The 21,168-nt window shown below is 56.9% G+C and carries 18 protein-coding genes; 9 read left to right on the top strand and 9 right to left on the bottom strand.

Annotated elements, in window-relative coordinates; all coding sequences use genetic code 11:
• Positions 1-67: 67 nt before the first annotated feature.
• The gene (locus B347_RS0121400; protein WP_019411744.1) at positions 68-523 is read right to left on the bottom strand and encodes a tRNA (cytidine(34)-2'-O)-methyltransferase; all 456 of its coding nucleotides are present in this window, start codon (positions 521-523) and stop codon (positions 68-70) included.
• Between B347_RS0121400 and B347_RS0121395 the strand changes: the two genes are divergently transcribed.
• Complete coding sequence (locus B347_RS0121395) at positions 522-959, top strand: hypothetical protein (RefSeq protein WP_019411743.1); 438 nt, start codon at positions 522-524, stop codon at positions 957-959. The two genes, B347_RS0121400 and B347_RS0121395, sit on opposite strands and share 2 nt — an antisense overlap.
• Positions 960-1,334: 375 nt before the next feature.
• On the opposite strand, the gene ntrC is transcribed toward B347_RS0121395, so the two are convergent.
• The 5 genes from ntrC to glnA form a co-directional block, all read right to left on the bottom strand.
• On the bottom strand, positions 1,335-2,768 hold the full coding sequence (ntrC, locus tag B347_RS0121390) for a nitrogen regulation protein NR(I) (RefSeq protein WP_019411742.1): 1,434 nt from the start codon (positions 2,766-2,768) through the stop codon (positions 1,335-1,337).
• Positions 2,765-3,850 (bottom strand): nitrogen regulation protein NR(II), encoded by a 1,086-nt coding sequence (gene glnL, locus B347_RS0121385; protein ID WP_019411741.1) that lies wholly within the window; start codon positions 3,848-3,850, stop codon positions 2,765-2,767. The genes ntrC and glnL overlap by 4 nt, the downstream gene beginning before the upstream one ends.
• Before the next feature lie 263 nt (positions 3,851-4,113).
• Positions 4,114-4,671: a DUF4124 domain-containing protein gene (locus tag B347_RS0121380; RefSeq protein WP_019411740.1), complete on the bottom strand. Its 558-nt coding sequence runs from the start codon at positions 4,669-4,671 to the stop codon at positions 4,114-4,116.
• Positions 4,637-5,056, bottom strand: coding sequence for a cupin domain-containing protein (locus B347_RS0121375; RefSeq protein WP_019411739.1), 420 nt, complete (start codon positions 5,054-5,056; stop codon positions 4,637-4,639). Before B347_RS0121375 ends, B347_RS0121380 begins: the two co-directional genes overlap by 35 nt.
• Positions 5,057-5,230: 174 nt before the next feature.
• Positions 5,231-6,637 (bottom strand): type I glutamate--ammonia ligase, encoded by a 1,407-nt coding sequence (gene glnA, locus B347_RS0121370; protein WP_019411738.1) that lies wholly within the window; start codon positions 6,635-6,637, stop codon positions 5,231-5,233.
• 333 nt (positions 6,638-6,970) lie between these two features.
• Between glnA and thiI the strand changes: the two genes are divergently transcribed.
• Together thiI and typA are read left to right on the top strand one after the other, a co-directional pair.
• Positions 6,971-8,425, top strand: coding sequence for a tRNA uracil 4-sulfurtransferase ThiI (thiI, locus tag B347_RS0121365; RefSeq protein WP_026014337.1), 1,455 nt, complete (start codon positions 6,971-6,973; stop codon positions 8,423-8,425).
• A 139-nt stretch (positions 8,426-8,564) separates the two neighbouring features.
• Entirely contained in the window at positions 8,565-10,385 is a 1,821-nt protein-coding gene (gene typA / locus B347_RS0121360) for a translational GTPase TypA (RefSeq protein WP_019411736.1), read from the top strand.
• 105 nt (positions 10,386-10,490) lie between these two features.
• Here the strand turns inward: typA and B347_RS0121355 are convergent, their stop codons facing one another.
• A complete protein-coding gene (locus tag B347_RS0121355) occupies positions 10,491-10,928 on the bottom strand; it encodes a YkgJ family cysteine cluster protein (protein WP_026014336.1) in 438 nt (145 codons plus the stop codon).
• A 255-nt stretch (positions 10,929-11,183) separates the two neighbouring features.
• Between B347_RS0121355 and B347_RS0121350 the strand changes: the two genes are divergently transcribed.
• The 4 genes from B347_RS0121350 to B347_RS0121335 all read left to right on the top strand — a co-directional run bounded on the left by B347_RS0121350 (position 11,184) and on the right by B347_RS0121335 (position 16,041).
• Positions 11,184-13,631: a glycogen/starch/alpha-glucan phosphorylase gene (locus B347_RS0121350; protein ID WP_019411734.1), complete on the top strand. Its 2,448-nt coding sequence runs from the start codon at positions 11,184-11,186 to the stop codon at positions 13,629-13,631.
• 356 nt (positions 13,632-13,987) lie between these two features.
• Positions 13,988-14,998 carry a class 1 fructose-bisphosphatase gene (locus tag B347_RS0121345; protein WP_019411733.1) on the top strand — a complete coding sequence of 337 codons (1,011 nt, stop codon included), beginning with the start codon at positions 13,988-13,990 and terminating at the stop codon, positions 14,996-14,998.
• 203 nt (positions 14,999-15,201) lie between these two features.
• The gene (gene bamE, locus B347_RS0121340) at positions 15,202-15,456 is read left to right on the top strand and encodes an outer membrane protein assembly factor BamE domain-containing protein (protein WP_019411732.1); all 255 of its coding nucleotides are present in this window, start codon (positions 15,202-15,204) and stop codon (positions 15,454-15,456) included.
• Positions 15,457-15,477: 21 nt separating this feature from the next.
• On the top strand, positions 15,478-16,041 hold the full coding sequence (locus B347_RS0121335) for a lipocalin family protein (protein ID WP_019411731.1): 564 nt from the start codon (positions 15,478-15,480) through the stop codon (positions 16,039-16,041).
• 72 nt (positions 16,042-16,113) lie between these two features.
• Here B347_RS0121335 and B347_RS0121330 read toward each other — a convergent pair whose 3' ends face one another.
• Entirely contained in the window at positions 16,114-17,502 is a 1,389-nt protein-coding gene (locus B347_RS0121330) for an inorganic triphosphatase (RefSeq protein ID WP_019411730.1), read from the bottom strand.
• Positions 17,503-17,658: 156 nt separating this feature from the next.
• On the opposite strand from B347_RS0121330, the gene argE reads away from it, so the two are divergent.
• On the top strand, positions 17,659-18,810 hold the full coding sequence (gene argE / locus B347_RS0121325; RefSeq protein ID WP_019411729.1) for an acetylornithine deacetylase: 1,152 nt from the start codon (positions 17,659-17,661) through the stop codon (positions 18,808-18,810).
• Positions 18,811-18,945: 135 nt separating this feature from the next.
• Complete coding sequence (gene argA, locus B347_RS0121320) at positions 18,946-20,244, top strand: amino-acid N-acetyltransferase (protein ID WP_019411728.1); 1,299 nt, start codon at positions 18,946-18,948, stop codon at positions 20,242-20,244.
• 138 nt (positions 20,245-20,382) lie between these two features.
• Here the strand turns inward: argA and B347_RS0121315 are convergent, their stop codons facing one another.
• Positions 20,383-20,646, bottom strand: coding sequence for a DUF3077 domain-containing protein (locus B347_RS0121315; RefSeq protein WP_019411727.1), 264 nt, complete (start codon positions 20,644-20,646; stop codon positions 20,383-20,385).
• Positions 20,647-21,168 lie beyond the last annotated feature (522 nt).

Below are 21,168 nucleotides of genomic sequence, written 5' to 3'. Positions count from 1 at the left end.
CTTAGAAGCCCCTGCGATCCCTCTCGCAGCCTTCGGCAGCGACTACGAAGTGTGGAGTGTTGTGTGGTTACTTGAACCCCAACTGGCGCCAGGCCTCGTAAACCGCCACGGCCACGGTGTTGGACAGATTAAGGCTGCGGCAGCCTTCGCGCATTGGCAGACGCAGGCGGTGATCGCCATCCAACGCATCCAGCACTTCGGGTGGCAGGCCCCGGCTTTCAGGGCCGAAGATAAAGGCATCGCCCTCGGCAAACTGGGCATCGTGGAACGGCCGCGAGCCTTTTGTGGTAAACGCGAACAGGCGCGGGTGGCCCAGGCTTTCAAGGCAACTGGCTAGATCTGGATGGCGTTTGAGCGGCGCGTACTCGTGGTAATCGAGACCGGCACGGCGCAAGCGCTTGTCGTCCAACTCAAAACCGATAGGCTCGATCAAATGCAGGTGGCAGCCGCTATTGGCGCACAGCCTGATAATGTTGCCGGTATTCGGCGGAATTTCTGGTTGAAAAAGGATGACGTGAAACATGCACGGCTCCGAACTTAAAGATGGGCAGCATTCTACGCCTGAAGAGGATCCGCGGCCGAAGTTATGGCCACGGGTTTTAGCTTCTTTGGCGATAGTCGGCATGATGGTCGGCATGATGATCGGGCGTTTAACGACGCCCGATCCGATTGAACTGCAAACAATAGAGGTACAAGCGGACGGTTTGGTGGTGTGGTTCAGCGATGAGCCCAAGCTGCACGGGGAATGGGTTGATGGCACCTTAGGGCTCTTATTTGCGGCCAAGGGCATGCCGCAAAGCGGTCAGCTTAAACTCAACGGTAAAGATGTGAACTGGCGGGTCAGTCGTACGGACGGGGGCTTGATGCTGACGTTGGTGGCGGCCCGGGCCTTAAGGGGCGATTGGACCGGTGCACCGCAGGATGGGCGCTGGCGCTTGCAGGTGAACCTGCAAGAGTAATAAAAGAGGGAATTCCAGCCTGCCTGTACCGGGTTCCCCAAAAGCGTTGTGCGCGTTGATGCAAAGGGCATCAAGGCTGCGGTGTAAAAGTGGGGAGTCCTGGCCTGCCTGTACCAAGGTCCCCTAAATCGGTGTTGCTTAGGTAATAGGGACTTTGCAGGGCGCGTGCCAGCTTTGTTTTTTTGCCTTTATTTTTTCCATATAAACGCGAAAGCCCCGGAAATCCGGGGCTCTCGTTTATTCGGGCGTTTAGTGTCAGAAGGCTGGCCAGCCCCTTTAGGTCGCGTGATGCACAGAATTAGGGCGGCTTGCTTGAGGGTGGTGCGTAGTCAGGTCAGCCCTCTCCCGAGGAGGAGGTTTTTTTGATCGTCAGGTTTAAGCGTCGTCCCCATCATCTTCGTCGCCGTCTATTTTCATGCCCAGCTCTTTGATTTTGCGGGTCAACGTGTTGCGGCCCCAGCCCAGTAGTACGGCAGCGTCGCGACGGCGGCCTGCGGTGTGTTTGAGGGCGGTCTCGATCATGATCCGCTCAAAGGTCGGCACAGCGCTGTCGAGTAGATTCGACTGGCCACGGCTAAGCGCCTGATCGGCCCATTGACGCAAGGCTTGCTCCCAGTTGGTGACCGGGGACGCGTCGTGTTGCAGGTTTAGCAGCTCAGGTGGCAAGTCGCTGATGTGCACTTCGCGGCCCGAGGCCATCACCGTGATCCAGCGGCAGGTGTTTTCAAGCTGGCGAACGTTGCCGGGCCACGGCAGGTTTCTCAGGTATTGCTCGGTCTCGGTTTTCAGCAGTTTGGGTTCGACCGACAGCTCTTGTGCGGCGCTGCTGAGGAAGTGCCGAGCGAGTGTTGGGATGTCTTCACGACGATCTGACAAGCGTGGAATATGAATGCGGATGACGTTCAGGCGGTGGAACAAATCTTCGCGAAACTTGCCAGCCTGCACCAGGGTTTCGAGGTTCTGGTGGGTCGCGGCAATGATTCGCACATCGACCTTGACCGGAATATGCCCGCCCACACGGTAGAACTCGCCATCGGCTAACACCCTCAGCAGTCGCGTTTGAGTGTCGGCGGGCATGTCGCCGATTTCGTCCAGAAACAACGTCCCGCCGTCGGCTTGTTCAAAACGCCCGCGGCGCAGGTTAGCTGCGCCGGTGAAGGCGCCTTTTTCATGGCCGAAGAGTTCGGACTCCATCAGGTCTTTGGGGATCGCCGCCATGTTCAAGGCAATAAATGGCGAGGCGGCTCGCGGGCTATGGCGATGCAGCGCGTGTGCGACCAACTCTTTACCCGTCCCGGATTCACCGTTGATCAACACGGTGATGTTGGAGTGGCTAAGACGGCCTATGGCGCGAAACACCTCTTGCATCGCTGGCGCTTCGCCAATGATTTCCGGGGTGGGTGCCGCAGCCGGGGCAACGGCCAAGCCTTGTTGTTCCTGGGCGTGCTGGTTGGCACGCTTGACCAGCGACACAGCCTCGTCGACGTCAAACGGCTTGGGCAAGTATTCGAACGCGCCACCCTGATAGGACGCGACCGCGCTGTCCAGGTCTGAATGAGCGGTCATGATGATCACCGGCAGACGCGGGTGTTGCTCGCGGATTTTGGCTAGCAAATCCAGGCCGCTGGCACCGGGCATGCGAATGTCAGAGATGATCACATCAGGCTGCTGACGAGCTAAGCGGCTCATCACGCCATCGGCGCTGTCGAAGCTCTGTGTGGTCATGCCTTCTTGTTGCAAGGCTTTTTCCAGGACCCAGCGGATTGAACGGTCGTCGTCGACGATCCAAACGGTTTCACTTCGGCTCATGTCGATGCGGCTCCTTGTTCCAGAGGCAGAAAGATCGAAAAGAGTGTGTGGCCAGGGTGGCTTTCACACTCGATCAACCCCTGGTGCTGGCTAATGATGTTCTGGGTGATGGAAAGGCCAAGCCCGGTGCCATCCGGGCGGCCACTGACCATCGGAAAGAATAGAGTGTCTTGCAACTCGGACGGGATGCCTGGCCCGTTGTCGATAATTTCGATTTTGGTGACCAGTCGATGGCGCACATGGCCAATCGTAAACTGGCGCATGGCGCGGGTTCGCAGGGTGATTCGGCCCAGGCGGAGTGCATTTTGATCGCCGATGGCTTGCATCGCGTTACGCACAATATTGAGTACGGCCTGGATCATTTGTTCGCGGTCGATCAGCAAATCCGGCAGGCTTGGGTCGTAGTCACGCACCAAGGTGATGTCGCCTTGGGTTTCGGCCTCTACCAGATTGCACACCCGCTCCAACACTTCGTGCACATTGGTCATGGCCAACGAGGGCAGTTTGTTGGAGCCCAGCATGCGGTCGACCAGGTTTCGCAGGCGATCGGCTTCTTCGATGATGACGTTGGTGTAGTCACGCAGACTTTCATCAGGCAATTGGCGCGCCAGTAATTGGGCTGCACCCCGAATGCCGCCCAGCGGGTTTTTAATTTCGTGGGCCATACCGCGGACCAGCATCTTGCTGGTTTCTTGTTTGGATAACTGCGCTTCTTCTTTGGTGATGCGCAGCAATCGGTCACGCGGGTGCACTTCAAGCAGCAGCATGGTGCCGCTTGTGCTCAAAATTGGCGTCACTGCGTAATCCACGGTCAAGGTTTGGCCAGTGGCGGAGGTCAGCATGGCCTCGCGCTTGGTAAAGGGGTGGGCTTGCTCAACGGCCAGACGCAACGATTGCAGGGCCTCGGTGGACTCAGTGAACAGCTCGCTGATGAATTGCCCATGACTGCGTTGGCCGCTTATAGCCAGCAGCATTTCCGCCGCCGGGTTCATGTACTCAAGGCGCAAGTCGGCATTGAGCAACAGTGTGGCGGTGGTCAGGTTGTCGAGTAATAGTCGGTGCAGGGCATCACTGATGGTCATGGGCCGGTCCCGGATTGCGTGCGCGGGTAAGCGCTGGTGCAAGGAAAATGCAAAAAACAAACCAAGGCTCCGAAAAGAAGCGCGAATCGCCTGAAATAGGGAATTTGGGCTCGTTTAGGTGGCGCACTGGCTCTGCCGGGGAATCGTTTTGAACCAAAGTGGGCTGGCAAGTGAGTATTCGAGCAGTACATGCACCAATATAGTGCAACTTGGTTAAATAGATTCAGTTTCTGGTGAATGCGGGGATATACAGTTCTTGCGGATCATCTTTGACGAGCGCGTTGCAGGTAAAAAACAACCGTCTGGCTTTGCTGTACGGCCTTGTCGCCTTCCATGACCTTCACGGATAGGCGGTGCTTGCCGCGATCTATGTTGTTCATTTGGATGGCTGTATGGGTGCGGGGCTGACCATAAGGCTGGTCATCAAGCAGCCATTGCAGACGATGCTGACTGCTCAAGGGCGGGTCAATCGTGAGCTGTACGATGAAGGTTCCGTTGTTGGCGCGCAGGGCCTGTTCGACGGGCAGACCGGCGATGTGAAGTTCGGTGTAGGGCGAATGGGCGTTCTCTTGTTCGGGAAGCAATTGATGCGGGTCGTTTGGTGGCGCAATGCTCAGGGCTGGCTGTAGATTGAGTGGCTCAAGCGTTATGGGCGCGCTACTGGTTAGTTTGCGAGGCGTGCTGCTGTAGTGCGCTGTGCCATGAACATCGAGGTATTTGTACACCTGCGCGCTCGCAGGCAGGGCAACTAGCCAAAGGCTTATCAACAGGCAGCGCACAGTCTGTTTACTGCGACAGTGGCATGCCAACGCCGCCGGCATAGAACACGATCAGTTCAACGGGCTGGCTGCCGCTGGTTCCACGGTGTTCGGTTTGAACGACTTCGGGTAGGACCTCGCCAGCCCTCAATGTAATTTTGTGCTTACCGTCGCGGGTTTCAACGAACAGCTCGCCCGATAACACATAGGCCACATTAGGCATGGGGTGCGTGTGCCAATTGAGTGCAGTGTTGGCCGGGATGATGATTTTGAGAACTGTAATCTCGGGTTGGCCGGACGGGTATGGATCGTAAGGTGCACCATCCCATGACTGATTGGTCTTGAGCAGTTGCTCGACTTCGACGCGTGCTGGGTTGTTGGTGCAGCCGAACAGGATCAGGCAGGCCAGCGACAGCAGCAGGGCTTTGAGTGGGTTGGTAAGAGTCATGGCAGCATCCGTTTGATGAGTCGCCTCACGTTACAGATTGCGCTATGGGGTGGATGTCAGGCGCTGGTGAAGTTTCAATCGGGTGTTGCGCCGAGGAATGTAAGACGTTACGCATAAAAAAGGCCCCCCGAAGGAGGCCTTTCAAATCACGCCGCTTTCACGGGTGAAACTGGATTAGCAGCTGTAGTACAGCTCGTATTCCAGTGGGTGTACGAAGGTACGTACTTTGATTTCTTCTTCGCTTTTCAGGGCGATGTAAGCGTCGATGAAGTCGTCGCTGAAAACGCCGCCTTTGGTCAGGAACGCACGACCTTTGTCCAGCTCTTCCAGGGCTTCTTTCAGGCTGCCGCAAACTTGTGGGATCTCTTTCGCCTCTTCTGGCGGCAGGTCGTACAGGTTTTTGTCAGCGGCGTCGCCAGGGTGGATCTTGTTCTGGATACCGTCCAGGCCAGCCATCAGCAGTGCTGCGAAGCACAGGTACGGGTTAGCTGCTGGGTCCGGGAAGCGTGCTTCGATACGGCGAGCTTTAGGGCTGGACACGTAAGGAATGCGGATCGAAGCGGAGCGGTTGCGCGCCGAGTAAGCCAGCATTACCGGGGCTTCGAAGCCTGGAACCAGACGCTTGTAAGAGTTGGTTGCCGGGTTGGTGAAGCCGTTCAGGGCCTTGCCGTGTTTGATGATGCCGCCGATGAAGTACAGGGCAGTGTCGGACAGGCCGGCATAGCCTTCACCTGCGAAGGTGTTCTTGCCTTCTTTCCAGATCGACATGTGGACGTGCATGCCCGAGCCGTTATCACCATACAGCGGCTTAGGCATGAACGTGGCGGTGCGGCCGTAAGCATCGGCAACGTTGTGCACCACGTATTTCAGGGTTTGGGTTTCGTCGGCTTTCTTCACCAGGGTGTTGAACTTAACGCCGATTTCGTTCTGACCAGCAGTCGCCACTTCGTGGTGGTGAACTTCAACGGTCAGGCCCATTTCTTCCAGTGCATTACACATGGAGGTGCGGATTTCGTGGTCGTGGTCGAACGGTGGAACTGGGAAGTAGCCGCCTTTAACGCCAGGACGGTGACCTTTGTTGCCGCCTTCGATGTCTTGGTCAGACATCCACGAACCTTGCTCGGAGTAGATTTTGAACATCGAGCCAGAAATGTCCGACTTGAATTTTACCGAGTCAAAAATGAAGAACTCTGGCTCCGGGCCTGCGAATACGGTGTCGCCGATACCCGTGGCTTTCAGGTGCTCTTCAGCGCGCTTGGCGATTGCACGTGGGTCACGGTCGTAACCTTGCATGCTCGAAGGTTCGATGATGTCGCACACCAGGATCAGCGTAGGCTGCTCGGTGAACGGGTCCAGAACGGCAGTGCTGTCGTCTGGTAGCAGGATCATGTCGGACGCTTCGATGCCTTTCCAGCCAGCAATGGAGGAACCGTCGAACATTTTGCCGTCGGTGAAGAAGTCTTCTTCCAACGCATCACGGGCCGGCATGGTCACGTGGTGCTGAGTGCCTTTGGTGTCAGTGAAGCGCAGATCAATCCATTTGACGTCATGATCTTTGATGAGTTGAACCGACTTCGACATAGTGTCCTCCGGGGTGGCTTAGGGCTGGTAGTGGATTAGCCCTTAATAAGTGGTTGATGCCGGCGCGAATACTCTGCCAAGGCAACCTGCATCACAAGGGAGCAAATTGCATGCCAGTGCTCCGATTTGGGTTAAACGCCTCAATCTCAAGCAGGTTAGCGCCGAAGACCGTCGATTAACGGCGTTTATCGCACTCAAATGAAGCGATTTGAGTGTCTAGTGATCCATTTTGGTGCAGTGAAAACCGTTTGTACGATAACTGGTTAAACCTTGAGCAATTTCCGCTATAATCCGCGCCCCCCTTTTTTGGCAGGCTGCTTGCGCGCTGTTTTCATGAAACTAATCGTTAAAGTCTTCCCCGAGATCACTATCAAGAGCCGCCCGGTTCGGATGCGTTTCGTCCGTCAATTGGCTAAAAACATCCGTGCTGTGCTCCGCGATCTGGACCCGGCCGTGGTAGTGACCGGTGTGTGGGACAACATTGAGTTGCAAACGCGTGTAAGTGACCCCAAAGCCTTGAAGGAAATGACTGAGCGCCTGAGTTGCATGCCGGGCATCGCGCATTTCCTGCAAGTCGACGAGTACCCGTTGGGCGACTTCGACGACGTCGTTGAAAAGTGCAAACTGCACTTCGGCGATGCGTTGGCCGGTAAGATCTTTTCAGTGCGTTGCAAACGCGGTGGCAAGCACCCATTTACCTCGATGGAAATCGAGAAATACGTCGGCAGCAAGCTGCGTCGTGAGTGTGGGGCGGCCGGAATTGACCTTAAAAAGCCAGAAATTGAAGTCCGTTTCGAAATTCGCGACCAACGGTTGTTTGTGATTCACAGCCAGCACGACAGCATTGGCGGTTTCCCACTGGGCTCGCTTGAGCAGACCCTCGTGTTGATGTCCGGCGGTTTCGACTCGACAGTGGCGGCCTATCAGATCATGCGTCGCGGCCTGATGAGCCACTTTTGCTTCTTCAACCTCGGCGGGCGTGCCCATGAACTGGGCGTGATGGAAGTCGCGCACTATATATGGAAGAAGTACGGCAGCTCGCAGCGCGTGCTGTTTGTCAGCGTTCCGTTTGAAGAAGTGCTGGGTGAAATTCTCGGCAAAGTTGATAACAGTCATATGGGCGTCATTTTGAAGCGTATGATGTTGCGCGCGGCGTCCCGTATTGCAGATCGGCTCGAAATTGATGCGCTCGTCACCGGCGAGGCTATTTCTCAGGTTTCCAGCCAGACGCTGCCAAATCTTGCGGTTATCGACTGCGTGACAGACAAGCTGGTCTTGCGTCCGCTGATCGCCAGCCACAAGCAAGACATCATTGATCAGGCGGTTGAAATCGGCACAGCCGATTTTGCCAAGCACATGCCTGAATATTGCGGGGTGATTTCGGTCAACCCCAAGACCCACGCCAAGCGTCCGCGTGTGGAGTACGAAGAACAACAGTTTGATATGGCCGTGCTTGAGCGAGCGCTTGAGCGGGCCAAACTGGTGCCGATTGATCGGGTGATCGATGAGTTGGGCCAGGACTTGCAAGTCGAAGAAGTCAGCGAAGTGCTGGCGGGCCAGATTGTGATCGACATCCGTCACCCGGATGCTCAGGAAGATCAACCGCTAGAACTGGCTGGCATCGAAGTACAAGCGTTGCCGTTCTATGCATTGAACAGCCGCTTCAAGGAACTGGATGATACCCGTCAGTACCTGTTGTATTGCGACAAAGGCGTGATGAGTCGCCTGCATGCTCACCATTTGCTCAGTGAGGGACATGCCAATGTGCGCGTTTATCGACCGAGCTAAGAGCCCGGGGCTGTATGCCTGTGGCCTGCGTCACCGGCCCCCCGACGCCGCCGTCAAGCTGTAACGGCTTTGCCGGACTCTACTGTTAATCGCTGCCACGACCTGTCAGCACACCGAATCCTCTGATCGAGATACACAAGTGATCGAAAATCTACGTAACATCGCCATCATTGCTCACGTTGACCATGGTAAAACCACCCTGGTAGACAAACTCTTGCGTCAATCCGGCACTCTGGAGCGCAACGAGCTCAACGACGAGCGCGTGATGGACTCCAACGACCAGGAAAAAGAGCGCGGCATTACCATTCTTGCCAAGAACACCGCTATTAACTGGAACGGCTACCACATCAACATCGTGGACACCCCGGGCCACGCCGACTTCGGCGGCGAAGTAGAACGCGTAATGTCGATGGTTGACTCCGTTCTGCTGCTGGTTGACGCTCAAGACGGCCCTATGCCGCAAACCCGTTTCGTGACCAAGAAGGCGTTCGAAGCCGGCCTGCGTCCAATCGTGGTAATCAACAAGGTTGACCGTCCAGGCGCGCGTCCGGACTGGGTTCTGGACCAGATCTTCGACCTGTTCGACAACCTGGGTGCTACCGAAGAACAGCTGGACTTCAAAGTGGTTTACGCCTCTGCCCTGAACGGTATTGCGGGTCTTGACCACACCGAAATGGCTGAAGACATGACCCCGCTGTACCAGTCGATCGTCGACAACGTACCTGCGCCAGCTGTAGACCGTGACGGTCCGTTCCAGATGCAAATCTCGGCACTGGACTACAACAGCTTCCTGGGCATTATCGGTGTTGGCCGTATCGCTCGTGGTCGCGTTAAGCCGAACACACCAGTTGTGGCTATCGACGCTGACGGCAAGCGCCGCAACGGTCGTATCCTGAAGCTGATGGGTCACCACGGTCTGCACCGTGTAGACGTTGAAGAAGCTTCGGCAGGCGACATCGTTTGCATCAGCGGTATGGATTCGCTGTTCATCTCCGACACCCTGTGTGATCCGATGAACGTTGAAGCGATGAAGCCGTTGACCGTTGACGAGCCAACCGTTTCCATGACCTTCCAGGTAAACGACTCGCCATTCTGCGGTAAAGAAGGCAAGTTCGTGACGTCCCGTAACATCAAGGAACGTCTGGACAAAGAGCTGCTGTACAACGTTGCACTGCGCGTTGAAGAAGGCGACTCGGCTGACAAGTTCAAAGTATCTGGCCGCGGCGAGCTGCACTTGTCGGTACTGATCGAAACCATGCGTCGTGAAGGCTTCGAAATGGGCGTTGGTCGTCCAGAAGTGATCATCCGTCTGGTTGACGGCGTGAAGCACGAACCGTTCGAAAACGTCACCATCGACCTGCCAGAAGAATCTCAGGGCAAGGTGATGGAAGAGATGGGTCTGCGTAAAGGCGACCTGACCAACATGGTGCCGGATGGCAAAGGCCGTGTTCGTCTGGAATACAACATCCCTGCACGTGGTCTGATCGGTTTCCGTAACCAGTTCCTGACCCTGACCAACGGTGCTGGCATCCTGACCTCGATCTTCGACCGTTACGACGTGATGAAGTCGGGCCAAATGTCCGGCCGTCAGAACGGCGTACTGGTTTCGGTTGAAACTGGCAAGGCGCTGACTTACTCCCTGGAAACTCTGCAAGCACGCGGCAAGCTGTTTGTTGAGCACGGTCAAGAGATCTACAACGGTCAGATCGTTGGTCTGAACAGCCGTGACACCGACATGGGCGTTAACCCTACCAAGGGCAAGAAGCTCGACAACATGCGTGCTTCGGGTAAAGACGAAACCATCGCTCTGGTTCCGCCTGTTCGCTTCACGCTGGAACAAGCACTGGAATTCATCCAGGACGACGAGCTGTGCGAAGTGACTCCTAAGTCCATCCGTCTTCGTAAGAAGATCCTGGACGAAGGCGAGCGTACCCGCGCTGCTAAAAAAGCCAAAAACTAAGTCACTTAGTTAGCGGTTACAAAAACGCCCCCGGCCTTGCGGTCGGGGGCGTTTTTTTATGTGCGAGATTTGCGTTACAGCTGCCCCTCAGGGGGCTTTGCGCTTTTAAAAATTCATCAGCCTTTCGCTGCTGTTTTTGCGCTCAACGGCCTTCGGCACATAGGCGCAATACCCTGGGCGCGGGCCCACACGCGGGTGGTTGCGGCAGGTATCCGGGCGCTTTTCGTAGATGGTGCACATGCGCGACTTGCGATCCAAGTACAGGCAGTCGTTATTGCTCATGCGTTGCAGGGTGAAAATCCCCGACTTTTGGTTAAAACGCTCAACAATCCCATCTTTCTGCAGGCGCTTGGCGATGTTCTTCGGCGGGTCGCCGAGCTCGAACTCATCGACCAGGCCAATGCGGATCAAGTCTTTGATCTTGACCTCAACCGGCAAGGTGCAGCAGCTGGAAATGCAGGAGCCGCACATGGGCGCGGAGTATTTGGCCCAGGTATCGAGACGGTCGATTTCCGCGGCGGCGATCAGGTTGGACTTCATCAGGCTTGTATTCCAGCGTGCATCAGGGCGCGCGATCATACCGGGGTTGATGAATGAGTGAACAACCATTTGCCGGTTTTTTGTACAAAGCGACGCTTTAAAGCGTTTAGCTCAAGGTATGCATCGTTTTGGGGCGGTTTTCACTTCGTCCGTTTTTTTTAAAAAAAAGCACGAATCAACGCGCTTTCTTTCTGTCGAAGCGTCTAGGCTGAGTCCATTCGTTCTTCAAATCGCTCCATCTCGCTAGAGGTTGTATCGATGCCCCAGGAACCGCTTGTTCGTGACGCGCAGGTGGCGGATTTTCGTGCCGCCGTACTAGCCAAACTGACTTACGCGGTGGGTAAAGACCCGGATCACGCGTTTGACCATGACTGGTTTGAAGCCATTGCGCTGGCCGCCCGCGACCATATGGTCGAACACTGGATGGACCACACCCGGCAGATTTACCGCAAAGACCAGAAGCGGGTGTATTACCTGTCGCTGGAATTTTTGATCGGTCGTTTGCTGTACGACAGCCTGAGCAACCTCGGCTTGCTGGAGGTCGCGCGTGAAGCCTTAACCGAGCTTGGGGTCGATCTAGAACGCATCCGCCTGCTGGAGCCGGATGCGGCGCTGGGTAACGGCGGTTTGGGGCGACTGGCTGCTTGCTTTATGGAAAGCATGTCGACCTTGGGCATCGCTGCTCACGGCTATGGCATTCGCTACGAACACGGGCTGTTTCGCCAAAGCATCGTCGACGGCTGGCAACAGGAGCAAACCGAGAACTGGCTCGACTTCGGCAACCCCTGGGAGTTTGAGCGCGCCGAGGTGCTGTACTCGATTGGCTTTGGCGGCTCGGTTGAAACCAAGCAGGACGAGCAGGGCCAGTCACGACAAATCTGGTGGCCGAGCGAAACAGTACGTGCCATTGCCTATGACACGCCGGTCGTAGGCTGGCGCGGTGCCAGCGTCAATACCTTGCGCCTATGGCGGGCGAGGGCGCTGCATGACTTGAACCTGGGGCGTTTCAACGCCGGTGATCATTTGGGTGCTGTGGCCGAAGTCGTGCGCGCAGAGAGCATTTCTCGCGTGCTGTACCCGGCAGACAGTAACGAAGCCGGCCAAGAGCTGCGTTTGCGTCAGGAATTCTTTTTTGTCTCCGCCTCGTTGCAAGATTTGCTGCGTCGCCACTTGAACGTGCACGACACCCTGCTGAACTTGGCTGACCACGTATCTATCCAGCTTAACGATACTCACCCCTCGATTGCCGTTGCCGAGCTGATGCGCATCTTGGTCGATGAACACAGCATCGAGTGGCCCACCGCGTGGCAAGTCACCGTCGACACGCTGTCGTACACCAACCACACCTTGCTGCCTGAGGCGTTGGAAACCTGGCCGGTCGGTTTGATGGAGCGTTTGCTGCCGCGTCATATGCAGATCATCTATTTGATCAACGGCTTTCACATCGACTCACTGCGTGAAAAAGGCGTGCATGATTTTGATGTGCTGCGTGCCGTCTCGCTGATCGAAGAGGACAACGGCCGTCGCGTACGCATGGGTAACTTGGCGTTTCTGGGCTCCCATAGCGTGAACGGCGTTTCCGGTTTGCACACCCAACTGATGCGCAGCACGGTGTTTGCCGATCTGCACAAGCTGTATCCCGGCCGCATCAACAACAAAACCAACGGCGTAACCTTCCGCCGCTGGCTGTTCCAGGCCAACCCGCCATTGACCGCGATGCTGGTAAACGTGTTGGGCGAGGACGTGCTCGATGAAACAGAGCACAAACTGATCAAATTGGAGCCTTTTGCCGAGCGTGCGGACTTCCGCAAGCAATTTGCCGAGCAGCGCTTACAGAGCAAATGCACCTTAGCCGCGCTGATCTACGAGCGGCTGGGCATCGTGGTCAACCCTGAAGCGATGTTTGATGTGCAGATCAAACGCATCCACGAGTACAAGCGTCAGTTGCTCAACTTACTGCACACCGTCGCCTTGTATCAGGCCATTCGTGCTGAGCCGGGTAATAACTGGGTGCCAAGGGTCAAGATCTTTGCAGGCAAGGCGGCTGCCAGTTATACCCAAGCCAAGCTCATCATTAAGCTGGCTAACGACATTGCGCGCACCATCAATAACGACCCGACAGTGCGCGGCCTGCTCAAAGTGGTGTTTATCCCCAACTACAACGTCAGCTTGGCCGAGAACATCATCCCGGCGGCTGACTTGTCCGAACAAATATCCACCGCAGGCTACGAAGCATCGGGTACCAGCAACATGAAATTCGGCCTTAATGGCGCGCTGACCATAGGCACGATGGACGGTGCCAACGTCGAAATGTGCGAGCGGATCGGCGAGGAAAACATGTTTATTTTCGGCCTTACCTCCCAGCAGGTCGAAGCCCGAAAGCTCAATGGCGAGTTCCATGCGGCGGCGGATGTGGCTGCTTCGCACCGGCTAAATGATGTGTTGCAGGCTATTCGCGGCGGGGTGTTCTCCCACGACGACCCGGCGCGCTACACCGGTTTTGTCGACTCACTGATCGACTACGACCGCTTTTTGGTGTGTGCCGACTTTGATGCTTACTGGGATGCGCAGATGCGCGTTGAGCACCTGTGGCACGACAAAGATGAATGGTGGCGCAAAGCCGTATTAAACACGGCGCGCACGGGCTGGTTCTCATCGGACCGAACCATCCGCGAATATGCGACTGAAATCTGGAAAGCGTTGTAATCACAACGCCTTTTGTGTGGCCAGCCCTCGTAGCAGTTGTCGAGCTTGCGAGGCCACGTCCGATTGCGCAGCGATCGCAAAACCTGAGACCCCGATTCAGCTGAAGGATCGGAATAATCAGCTTTACGACGGCTGCACCGCCGAACGTAGCCTCGCAAGCTCGGCAACTGCTACGGTTTGCCAAGCTCGTTGAGTAAATAAGGTAGCAAGGCAGATGTTCCCACGGGCTTTACAGGTGATTTAAGGGTTCAGCACCACCCTCTCTGTCGGTTCTGAGTCTGATTAGAAGATTTGCACGGCAACACGCGTTAAACTGCGCGGGTTTTTCGCCCCCTCCCCATTGTTCGGAGCCTTACATGTCCCGCGTTACCCTGAGTCGCTATCTGATCGAGCAGACCCGCAGCAACAACACCCCTGCTGATTTGCGTTTCCTCATTGAAGTGGTGGCGCGTGCTTGCAAAGAGATCAGCCACGCCGTGTCCAAAGGCGCCCTAGGCGGTGTTTTGGGCAGCATGGGCACTGAAAACGTACAAGGTGAAGTGCAGAAGAAGCTCGACGTGATTTCCAATGAAATCCTGCTCGAAGCCAACGAATGGGGCGGTCACCTGGCCGGCATGGCGTCCGAAGAAATGGACAATGCCTACCAGATCCCGGGTAAATACCCGAAAGGCGCCTACCTGTTGGTATTCGACCCACTGGACGGCTCGTCGAACATCGACATCAACGCCCCGGTCGGCACGATCTTCTCGGTACTGCGTTGCCCTAACGAGTACCTGAGCCAGAACGAGCCGTTGAATGAAAACGCCTTCTTGCAGCCAGGCACTCAGCAAGTGGCTGCCGGTTATGCCATCTACGGCCCGCAGACCATGCTGGTGCTGACCCTTGGCGACGGCGTCAAAGGCTTCACCCTGGACCGTGAAATGGGCAGTTTTGTACTGACTCACGAAGACATCACCATTCCTGCAACCACTCAGGAATTCGCCATCAACATGTCTAACCAGCGCCACTGGGAAGCCCCGGTACAGCGCTACGTAGACGAGTTGCTGGCAGGCGAAGACGGCCCACTGAGCAAGAACTACAACATGCGTTGGGTGGCCGCGATGGTTGGCGACGTGCACCGTATTCTGACCCGTGGTGGCCTGTTCATGTACCCACGTGACAGCCGCGAGCCTTCCAAACCGGGCAAACTGCGCCTGATGTACGAAGCTAACCCGATGTCGTTCCTCGTGGAACAGGCGGGCGGCGCTTCGACTGACGGCCACCAGCGCATCCTCGACATCCAGCCAGAAGGCCTGCACCAGCGCGTAGCGGTGTTCCTGGGCTCGAAAGAAGAAGTGGCGCGTGTGACCGCGTACCACAAAGCGTAAAACCCTGGCTGCACCCGACAATCCCTGTGGGAGCGGGCTTGCTCGCGATGGCATCGACACGGTCTATTCGTTAGACCGAGTTGTATGCATCGCGAGCAAGCCCGCTCCCACAGTCGTTTTTACTCACGGGAACCACCCCGCGCTTTTCTCTTCTAAGCTTGCAGCAGGCAGCGATGCCGATTTTCTTATTCAGGAGTGATTCCATGAAGTTGCGTTCTTTGGCGTTGTTGTCGTTCTGTGTGTTGCTGGCGGCTTGCAGCAAGGTCAATCAAGAAAACTACTCCAAACTGACTGCGGGCATGTCCAAGGCCGAAGTCGAAAAATTACTGGGCAGCCCGACTGATTGTTCGGGCGCGCTGGGCATGTCGAGCTGCACCTGGGGCGATAAAAACAGCTTTATCAGCGTGCAGTACGCGGGCGATAAAGTGCTTATTTTCTCGGGTCAGGGCTTGAAGTAAAACGGCACAGGAGCGTTAACAATGAAACGTCTTTTAGCCTGTCTGGGAGCAGCGCTGGTGCTGGCGGGGTGTTCCACGTCGAATACCGATGCGCTGGCACCGAAAACGGTCGAAAGCGTCGACCTGAAACGCTATCAGGGCACGTGGTATGAGCAGGCGCGGTTGCCGATGTTCTTCCAACGCAACTGCGCGCAATCTGAGGCTCAGTACACGCTAAAGCCTGACGGCAACGTGGCCGTGTTGAACCGCTGCCAGACTGCACAGGGCAAGTGGGAAGAAGCCAAGGGTACGGCCAGCCCGCAAGTGCCGGGCAAAACCGACAAGTTGTGGGTCGAGTTCGATAACTGGGTATCGACGTTATTGCCGGGCGTGACCAAGGGTGATTATTGGGTGCTGTACCTGGGCGACGACTACAGTACCGCGCTGGTCGGTAACCCGGATCGACGCTACTTATGGTTGCTATCGCGCAAGCCGCAGATCGACCAGCAAACCCGCGACGAACTGGTCAGCAAGGCTCAACAACAGGGCTATGACACTACACGCTTGATTTGGCGAACGCCGGATGCAGACATGCCCAAAAATTAAGGGGTAAATCCCTTGCTCGCGATCTTTTGATTTTCAAAAAAAATCGCGAGCAAGCACAGCGACGATCCAAGCTTAAGCGCGCAACAGCGTCTTCCAAGCGCGATTCTGATACACGGCAATGGCTTGTTGCTTACGCGCATTAAGCAACAGGTCATTGCTTTCTGCGTCGTCAGTGATTGGCAAGTTGGCCAAGTCTTGCAACTTGTTCATCTCGCCGTACAAGCGGTCCACTTCCGGAATTTCCAACACGCCACGCGCCAGACGCAACCACGCCTGAATGCGCTCGATACGCGGCAGTTGCTCGGCTAAGTCTTCGGGTTGCTGCTGGTAGCGGTTCAGACGCAGCGCAATGGCCTCATCTGACAGCAGACGCGGCAACCAGCTCGCCAGTTGTGCAGCGCCCTGCCGATTGCCACGGGTGGTGCCACGATCAATGGTCCAGCTACGGGCCAGCAACCAACGCGAGGTGTTCAGCGAGAACTGGCCCCAACGCGGGTCTTCCAACTCTTCGAGGAACTGCTCAGGGGCGGCTTTACGCACGTCTTCATCGTCTTGACCGGCTTGCACCATCGGGCGCCAGTCTTCGAGCAAGGCGTCCAGTTGAGCGCGCAAGTCGTGGGTCGAAGGGCGAGGTGCGGCCTGACCGAGGCTACTGACCAGCGCACGCAGGTCGATCAACTGTTGAACCCAGTCTTGCAGCAAGCGCCAGTGGCCATTGAAACGGTATTGCTCGGCCAGGCGCTGGCTGCTGCCCAGCAGGTGCCAGGCCAGTGCGGCAAAGGCGTCGTCCAGCGGTGTTTCAGGGGTTAGTTCAGGCGCGGGCAGGCTGACGGCGTAGCTGTTGGCGTCAAACAGGCGATAACCGCGCTCAGCCTTGCTGATGTCGCATGGCATCAGGGCCAGTTTTTCTGCCAGCTCGGCGGCCAATTCCAGCAGCGCAGCGGGTTCACCTTCGCGCAATTCGAGTTCCAGCTCGCAAATTTCTTCTTTCTGCTTACCGGCAATCACGTGGCCCAGGTCCAGAGCGGCTTCGATCACCACTTTGGCTTTGCCGCGGCCCCACGAGATTTCAGCGCGCTCGCGCACAAAATCGGTGGTGAAGATTGGCTTCAGGGTTTTTTTGTCCAGCTCGGCCAACTCATCTGGCCAGCATTCGCCTTCGAGCTTTTTGATGTCGAGCTTGGCTTTTGGCAGGTGCCAGTCGTATTCGTTGCGCTCCGACAGCCCGGCAATGCTTTGGCCGCGGGTTTTAAGGGTTTGAATCACCTCTTCACCGTCGCGACGCAAGCGCAGGGCAACCTTGGCCTTGGCCAGGTCGCGCTCAGGCGTGTCGAAATACTGGTTTAACAACTCACGGCTTTCCCAGCCACTTTTGTTGCGCTTTTTCAGCAAAGGGTGCTCGCGCAAGGCGGCGAGGGTTTCGCGGCTGACGCGGAGTTTGATTTCGGTTTCTTTCTGCATGGCCGGAAAATCCAGGAACGGTGCGCAGCCGGGGAAAGTGTGGCTGCCAAGGCCGTGCAGTGTACAGGACTCGCCGCTTCGGCGCGCCGCACGGGTTTATTCTAAGGCGCAGATAGCTCTATGATGGGCCTCGCCCAGCCAACAGGAAGTCAGCGCATGCCCTTACCTTCCCTCAAAGAGCAATTCGCTGCGTTGATCGGCACACCGTCGGTCAGTTGTACCCAGCCCCATTTGGATCAATCCAACCGTGCCGTGATCGACTTACTGGCCACGTGGCTCGGTGATCTGGGGTTTAACTGCGATATTCAGCAGGTCAGCCCTGGCAAGTTCAACTTGCTCGCCAGTTTCGGCAGCGGCCCCGGCGGGTTGGTGCTGGCAGGCCACAGTGACACGGTGCCTTACGATGAAGCGCTGTGGCAGACCGATCCGCTCAAACTCACAGAGGTGGACAACCGCTGGGTCGGCCTTGGCAGTTGCGACATGAAAGGCTTTTTCGCGTTGATCATCGAAGCGGTGCGTCCGTTGCTCGATCAGCCGTTCAAACAGCCTCTGCTGATTCTGGCCACTTGCGATGAAGAGACCTCCATGGCTGGCGCCCGAGCACTGGTTGAAGCCGGGCGGCCATTGGGCCGCGCTGCGGTGATTGGTGAGCCGACCGGGCTCAAGCCGATCCGCATGCACAAAGGCGTGATGATGGAGCGCATCGACATTCTGGGTCGCAGCGGCCACTCCTCTGACCCAAGCTTGGGCCACAGTGCGCTGGACGCCATGCACGACGCGATGACCGAGCTTAAAGGTCTGCGTCAGCAATGGCTGACCGAGTACCACAACCCGCAGTTCAGCGTGCCGCAACCGACCCTCAACTTTGGCTGCATCCATGGCGGCGACAACCCGAACCGGATCTGCGGCCAATGCTCGCTGGAATTCGACTTGCGACCATTGCCGGGCATGGACCCAAACGCTTTGCGTGCGATCATCCTCAGCAAGCTCAACCCCTTGGCTGAGCGGCATCAGGTCAAGATCGACTTCGCCCCGATAGCGGCCGGCGTGGCGCCCTTCGAACAGGCGGCTGACAGCGAATTGGTGCGAGTCGCTGAACGACTCACCGGCCATCGCGCGCAAGCAGTAGCGTTTGGCACCGAAGCGCCTTATCTTCAGCAGCTTGGCTGCGAGACCATCGTGCTGGGCCCTGGCGACATCAGCTGCGCGCATCAGCCAGGCGAACACCTCGAAATGTCACGTTTGCAGCCGACAGTGCGTCTATTAAGCCAACTGATCGAACACTATTGCCTGACCCCGGCCCAGTAACGTGCCGCAGGCTTAACCCATACACACAAGGAGAGCACGCGTGTTGCCACGTTTTTTTCGACGATAACTACCAGCCTGCTGTGCGTTTGCTGTTTTGCCCTTTTTTAGGCGGCTCATTTTTTACAGGCTTTGGTTATGCACGATTACGTTAACTGGCTGCGTCATGCTTCTCCTTACATCAATGCTCACCGCGACTGCACCTTCGTCGTCATGCTCCCTGGCGACGGCGTAGCGCACCCCAATTTTGGCAACATCGTCCACGACCTGGTGCTGTTGCACAGCCTGGGTGTACGCCTGGTGCTGGTTCACGGGTCACGCCCGCAAATCGAAAGTCGCCTCGAAGCCCGTGGCCTGTTGCCGCATTACCACAAAGGCATGCGTATCACCGACGCGCCGACGCTTGAGTGTGTGATCGACGCTGTGGGCCAATTGCGCATCGCGATTGAAGCGCGCTTGTCGATGGACATGGCCTCGTCGCCCATGCAGGGCTCGCGCCTGCGGGTGGCCAGCGGCAACCTGGTTACGGCGCGGCCGATTGGCGTGCTCGATGGCGTGGACTATCACCACACCGGCGAGGTGCGTCGGGTCGATCGCAAAGGTATCAATCGCCTGCTGGACGAGCGCTCCATCGTGCTGCTGTCACCTCTGGGCTACTCGCCGACCGGCGAGATTTTTAACTTGGCCTGTGAAGACGTCGCCACCCGTGCTGCCATCGATCTTGCAGCGGACAAACTGCTGTTGTTCGGCGCCGAGTCCGGTTTGCTCGATGAAAACGGGCGGTTGGTCCGTGAGTTGCGTCCACAACAAGTGCCCGCGCATATGAAACGTCTGGGCAGCGATTATCAAGCTGAACTGCTTGAAGCGGCGGCCGAGGCGTGCAGCGGCGGTGTGGCCCGCAGCCACATCGTCAGCTACGCCGAAGATGGCGCCCTACTGACCGAGTTGTTTACCCGTCACGGCGGCGGAACGCTGGTGGCCCAAGAGCAATTCGAAGTCACCCGCGAAGCCGCGATTGAAGACGTGGGTGGGTTACTAGAACTGATCAGCCCGCTCGAAGAGCAGGGCATTCTGGTGCGTCGCTCGCGTGAAGTGCTGGAACGCGAGATTGAGCAATTCAGCGTGGTCGAGCGCGAAGGCATGATCATCGCCTGCGCAGCGCTGTATCAAATTGCCGATTCGGACGCGGGTGAGCTGGCGTGTCTGGCCGTAAACCCGGAGTACCGCCATGGTCGCCGGGGCGATGAATTACTGGAGCGCATCGAAAACCGTGCGCGGGCACAAGGTCTCAAAACCTTATTCGTGCTGACGACCCGCACGGCGCATTGGTTCCGCGAGCGCGGTTTCGAGCCTAGCAGCGTGGAGCGTCTGCCGGCTGCGCGCGCGTCGCTGTACAACTTCCAGCGCAACTCCAAGATCTTTGAAAAGGCCCTGTAAAGCGCCTGCGGCACCCTCACCCTAGCCCTCTCCCGGAGGGAGAGGGGACTAAAGTCAAAAGCAGATTTGCGCAACACCTCATATCAGCCCCCTCTCCCTCTGGGAGAGGGTTGGGGTGAGGGTCTTCAGCGCCAGCCATCAAAACGCCCGCAAACACAAATCATCAATCACCGCCTTGCCCATGTCGCACAAGTAATGCGAGGCCCAGGCATGGCGTTCGCTGTCTTTATCCAGCGCGGCATCTAGGGCCAGCTTTTTGGCGCAATACAGCAGTGCCGAAACCTGCTCCAGCGCTTGGCGCAGAGGGACATCAGGGTTAACGCGAAAGAGTTCGTGGTTATCTGTGCCGCAAGGGCCGAAGGTGACGGCGCCGAGGGTTTTGATCGGAGATGGTGTGGTCATTAAGCGTGCTCCTATTGGGGTTAAGAGCTGCCACTTTTGGTTCTCAGGCCTATAGGTGGCAGCCGTACGCGGGCTGAGAATCGGGACAATAGGAACCCCGGCAGGCACGAAGGCCTCCCGCGCACAGCCGCCATAACAGGGGGAGCTGGCACATAAAAACGCCATCTATCGTGGGATGGGTGGCGTTCAGGTCGCTATTCTTTCTCGGATTCTCAAGCCCGGCCACTGTTTATTTCAGTGACGGTGCACAGTACGCCTGCGTTTAACCCCTTGAAGCCATCCATTGCCGCAGTTCGCGTAGGAGGCTGCGCTTTTGTGTGCGTGTATCTCAATTCGCGCCTTATAAAAATCACTCAACAAAAAATCCACAGCCCTACAGAAACTCCAGACGCGGCTTATTTCGGCACGTTTTTTATGCCGATAACGTGCGGCGCTCTCCCCTAGGAAAGCGTCACATGGCCAGTCAGAAAGGAGTCACTCAAACACGGCGGCATGTCGGTGGCGATGGCGGTCAAGGCGCGT

The organism is Pseudomonas psychrophila HA-4, from assembly GCF_000282975.1.
GTDB classification, from domain to species: Bacteria; Pseudomonadota; Gammaproteobacteria; order Pseudomonadales; family Pseudomonadaceae; genus Aquipseudomonas; species Aquipseudomonas psychrophila_A.
Note: the sequence above shows the minus strand (reverse complement) of the source record. Positions and strands in the feature narration are given on the sequence as shown.

Coding starts and splice junctions, on each gene's coding strand:
- B347_RS0121395 (WP_019411743.1), top strand. CDS start 522: ATGCACGGCTCCGAACTTAAAGATGGGCAGCATTCTACGCCTGAAGAG.
- glnA (WP_019411738.1), bottom strand. CDS start 6,637: ATGTCGAAGTCGGTTCAACTCATCAAAGATCATGACGTCAAATGGATT.
- glnL (WP_019411741.1), bottom strand. CDS start 3,850: ATGACCATCAGTGATGCCCTGCACCGACTATTACTCGACAACCTGACC.
- thiI (WP_026014337.1), top strand. CDS start 6,971: ATGAAACTAATCGTTAAAGTCTTCCCCGAGATCACTATCAAGAGCCGC.
- argE (WP_019411729.1), top strand. CDS start 17,659: ATGCCCTTACCTTCCCTCAAAGAGCAATTCGCTGCGTTGATCGGCACA.
- B347_RS0121375 (WP_019411739.1), bottom strand. CDS start 5,056: ATGACTCTTACCAACCCACTCAAAGCCCTGCTGCTGTCGCTGGCCTGC.
- B347_RS0121345 (WP_019411733.1), top strand. CDS start 13,988: ATGTCCCGCGTTACCCTGAGTCGCTATCTGATCGAGCAGACCCGCAGC.
- B347_RS0121400 (WP_019411744.1), bottom strand. CDS start 523: ATGTTTCACGTCATCCTTTTTCAACCAGAAATTCCGCCGAATACCGGC.
- bamE (WP_019411732.1), top strand. CDS start 15,202: ATGAAGTTGCGTTCTTTGGCGTTGTTGTCGTTCTGTGTGTTGCTGGCG.
- B347_RS0121350 (WP_019411734.1), top strand. CDS start 11,184: ATGCCCCAGGAACCGCTTGTTCGTGACGCGCAGGTGGCGGATTTTCGT.
- B347_RS0121315 (WP_019411727.1), bottom strand. CDS start 20,646: ATGACCACACCATCTCCGATCAAAACCCTCGGCGCCGTCACCTTCGGC.
- B347_RS0121330 (WP_019411730.1), bottom strand. CDS start 17,502: ATGCAGAAAGAAACCGAAATCAAACTCCGCGTCAGCCGCGAAACCCTC.
- ntrC (WP_019411742.1), bottom strand. CDS start 2,768: ATGAGCCGAAGTGAAACCGTTTGGATCGTCGACGACGACCGTTCAATC.
- B347_RS0121335 (WP_019411731.1), top strand. CDS start 15,478: ATGAAACGTCTTTTAGCCTGTCTGGGAGCAGCGCTGGTGCTGGCGGGG.
- B347_RS0121380 (WP_019411740.1), bottom strand. CDS start 4,671: ATGCCGGCGGCGTTGGCATGCCACTGTCGCAGTAAACAGACTGTGCGC.
- argA (WP_019411728.1), top strand. CDS start 18,946: ATGCACGATTACGTTAACTGGCTGCGTCATGCTTCTCCTTACATCAAT.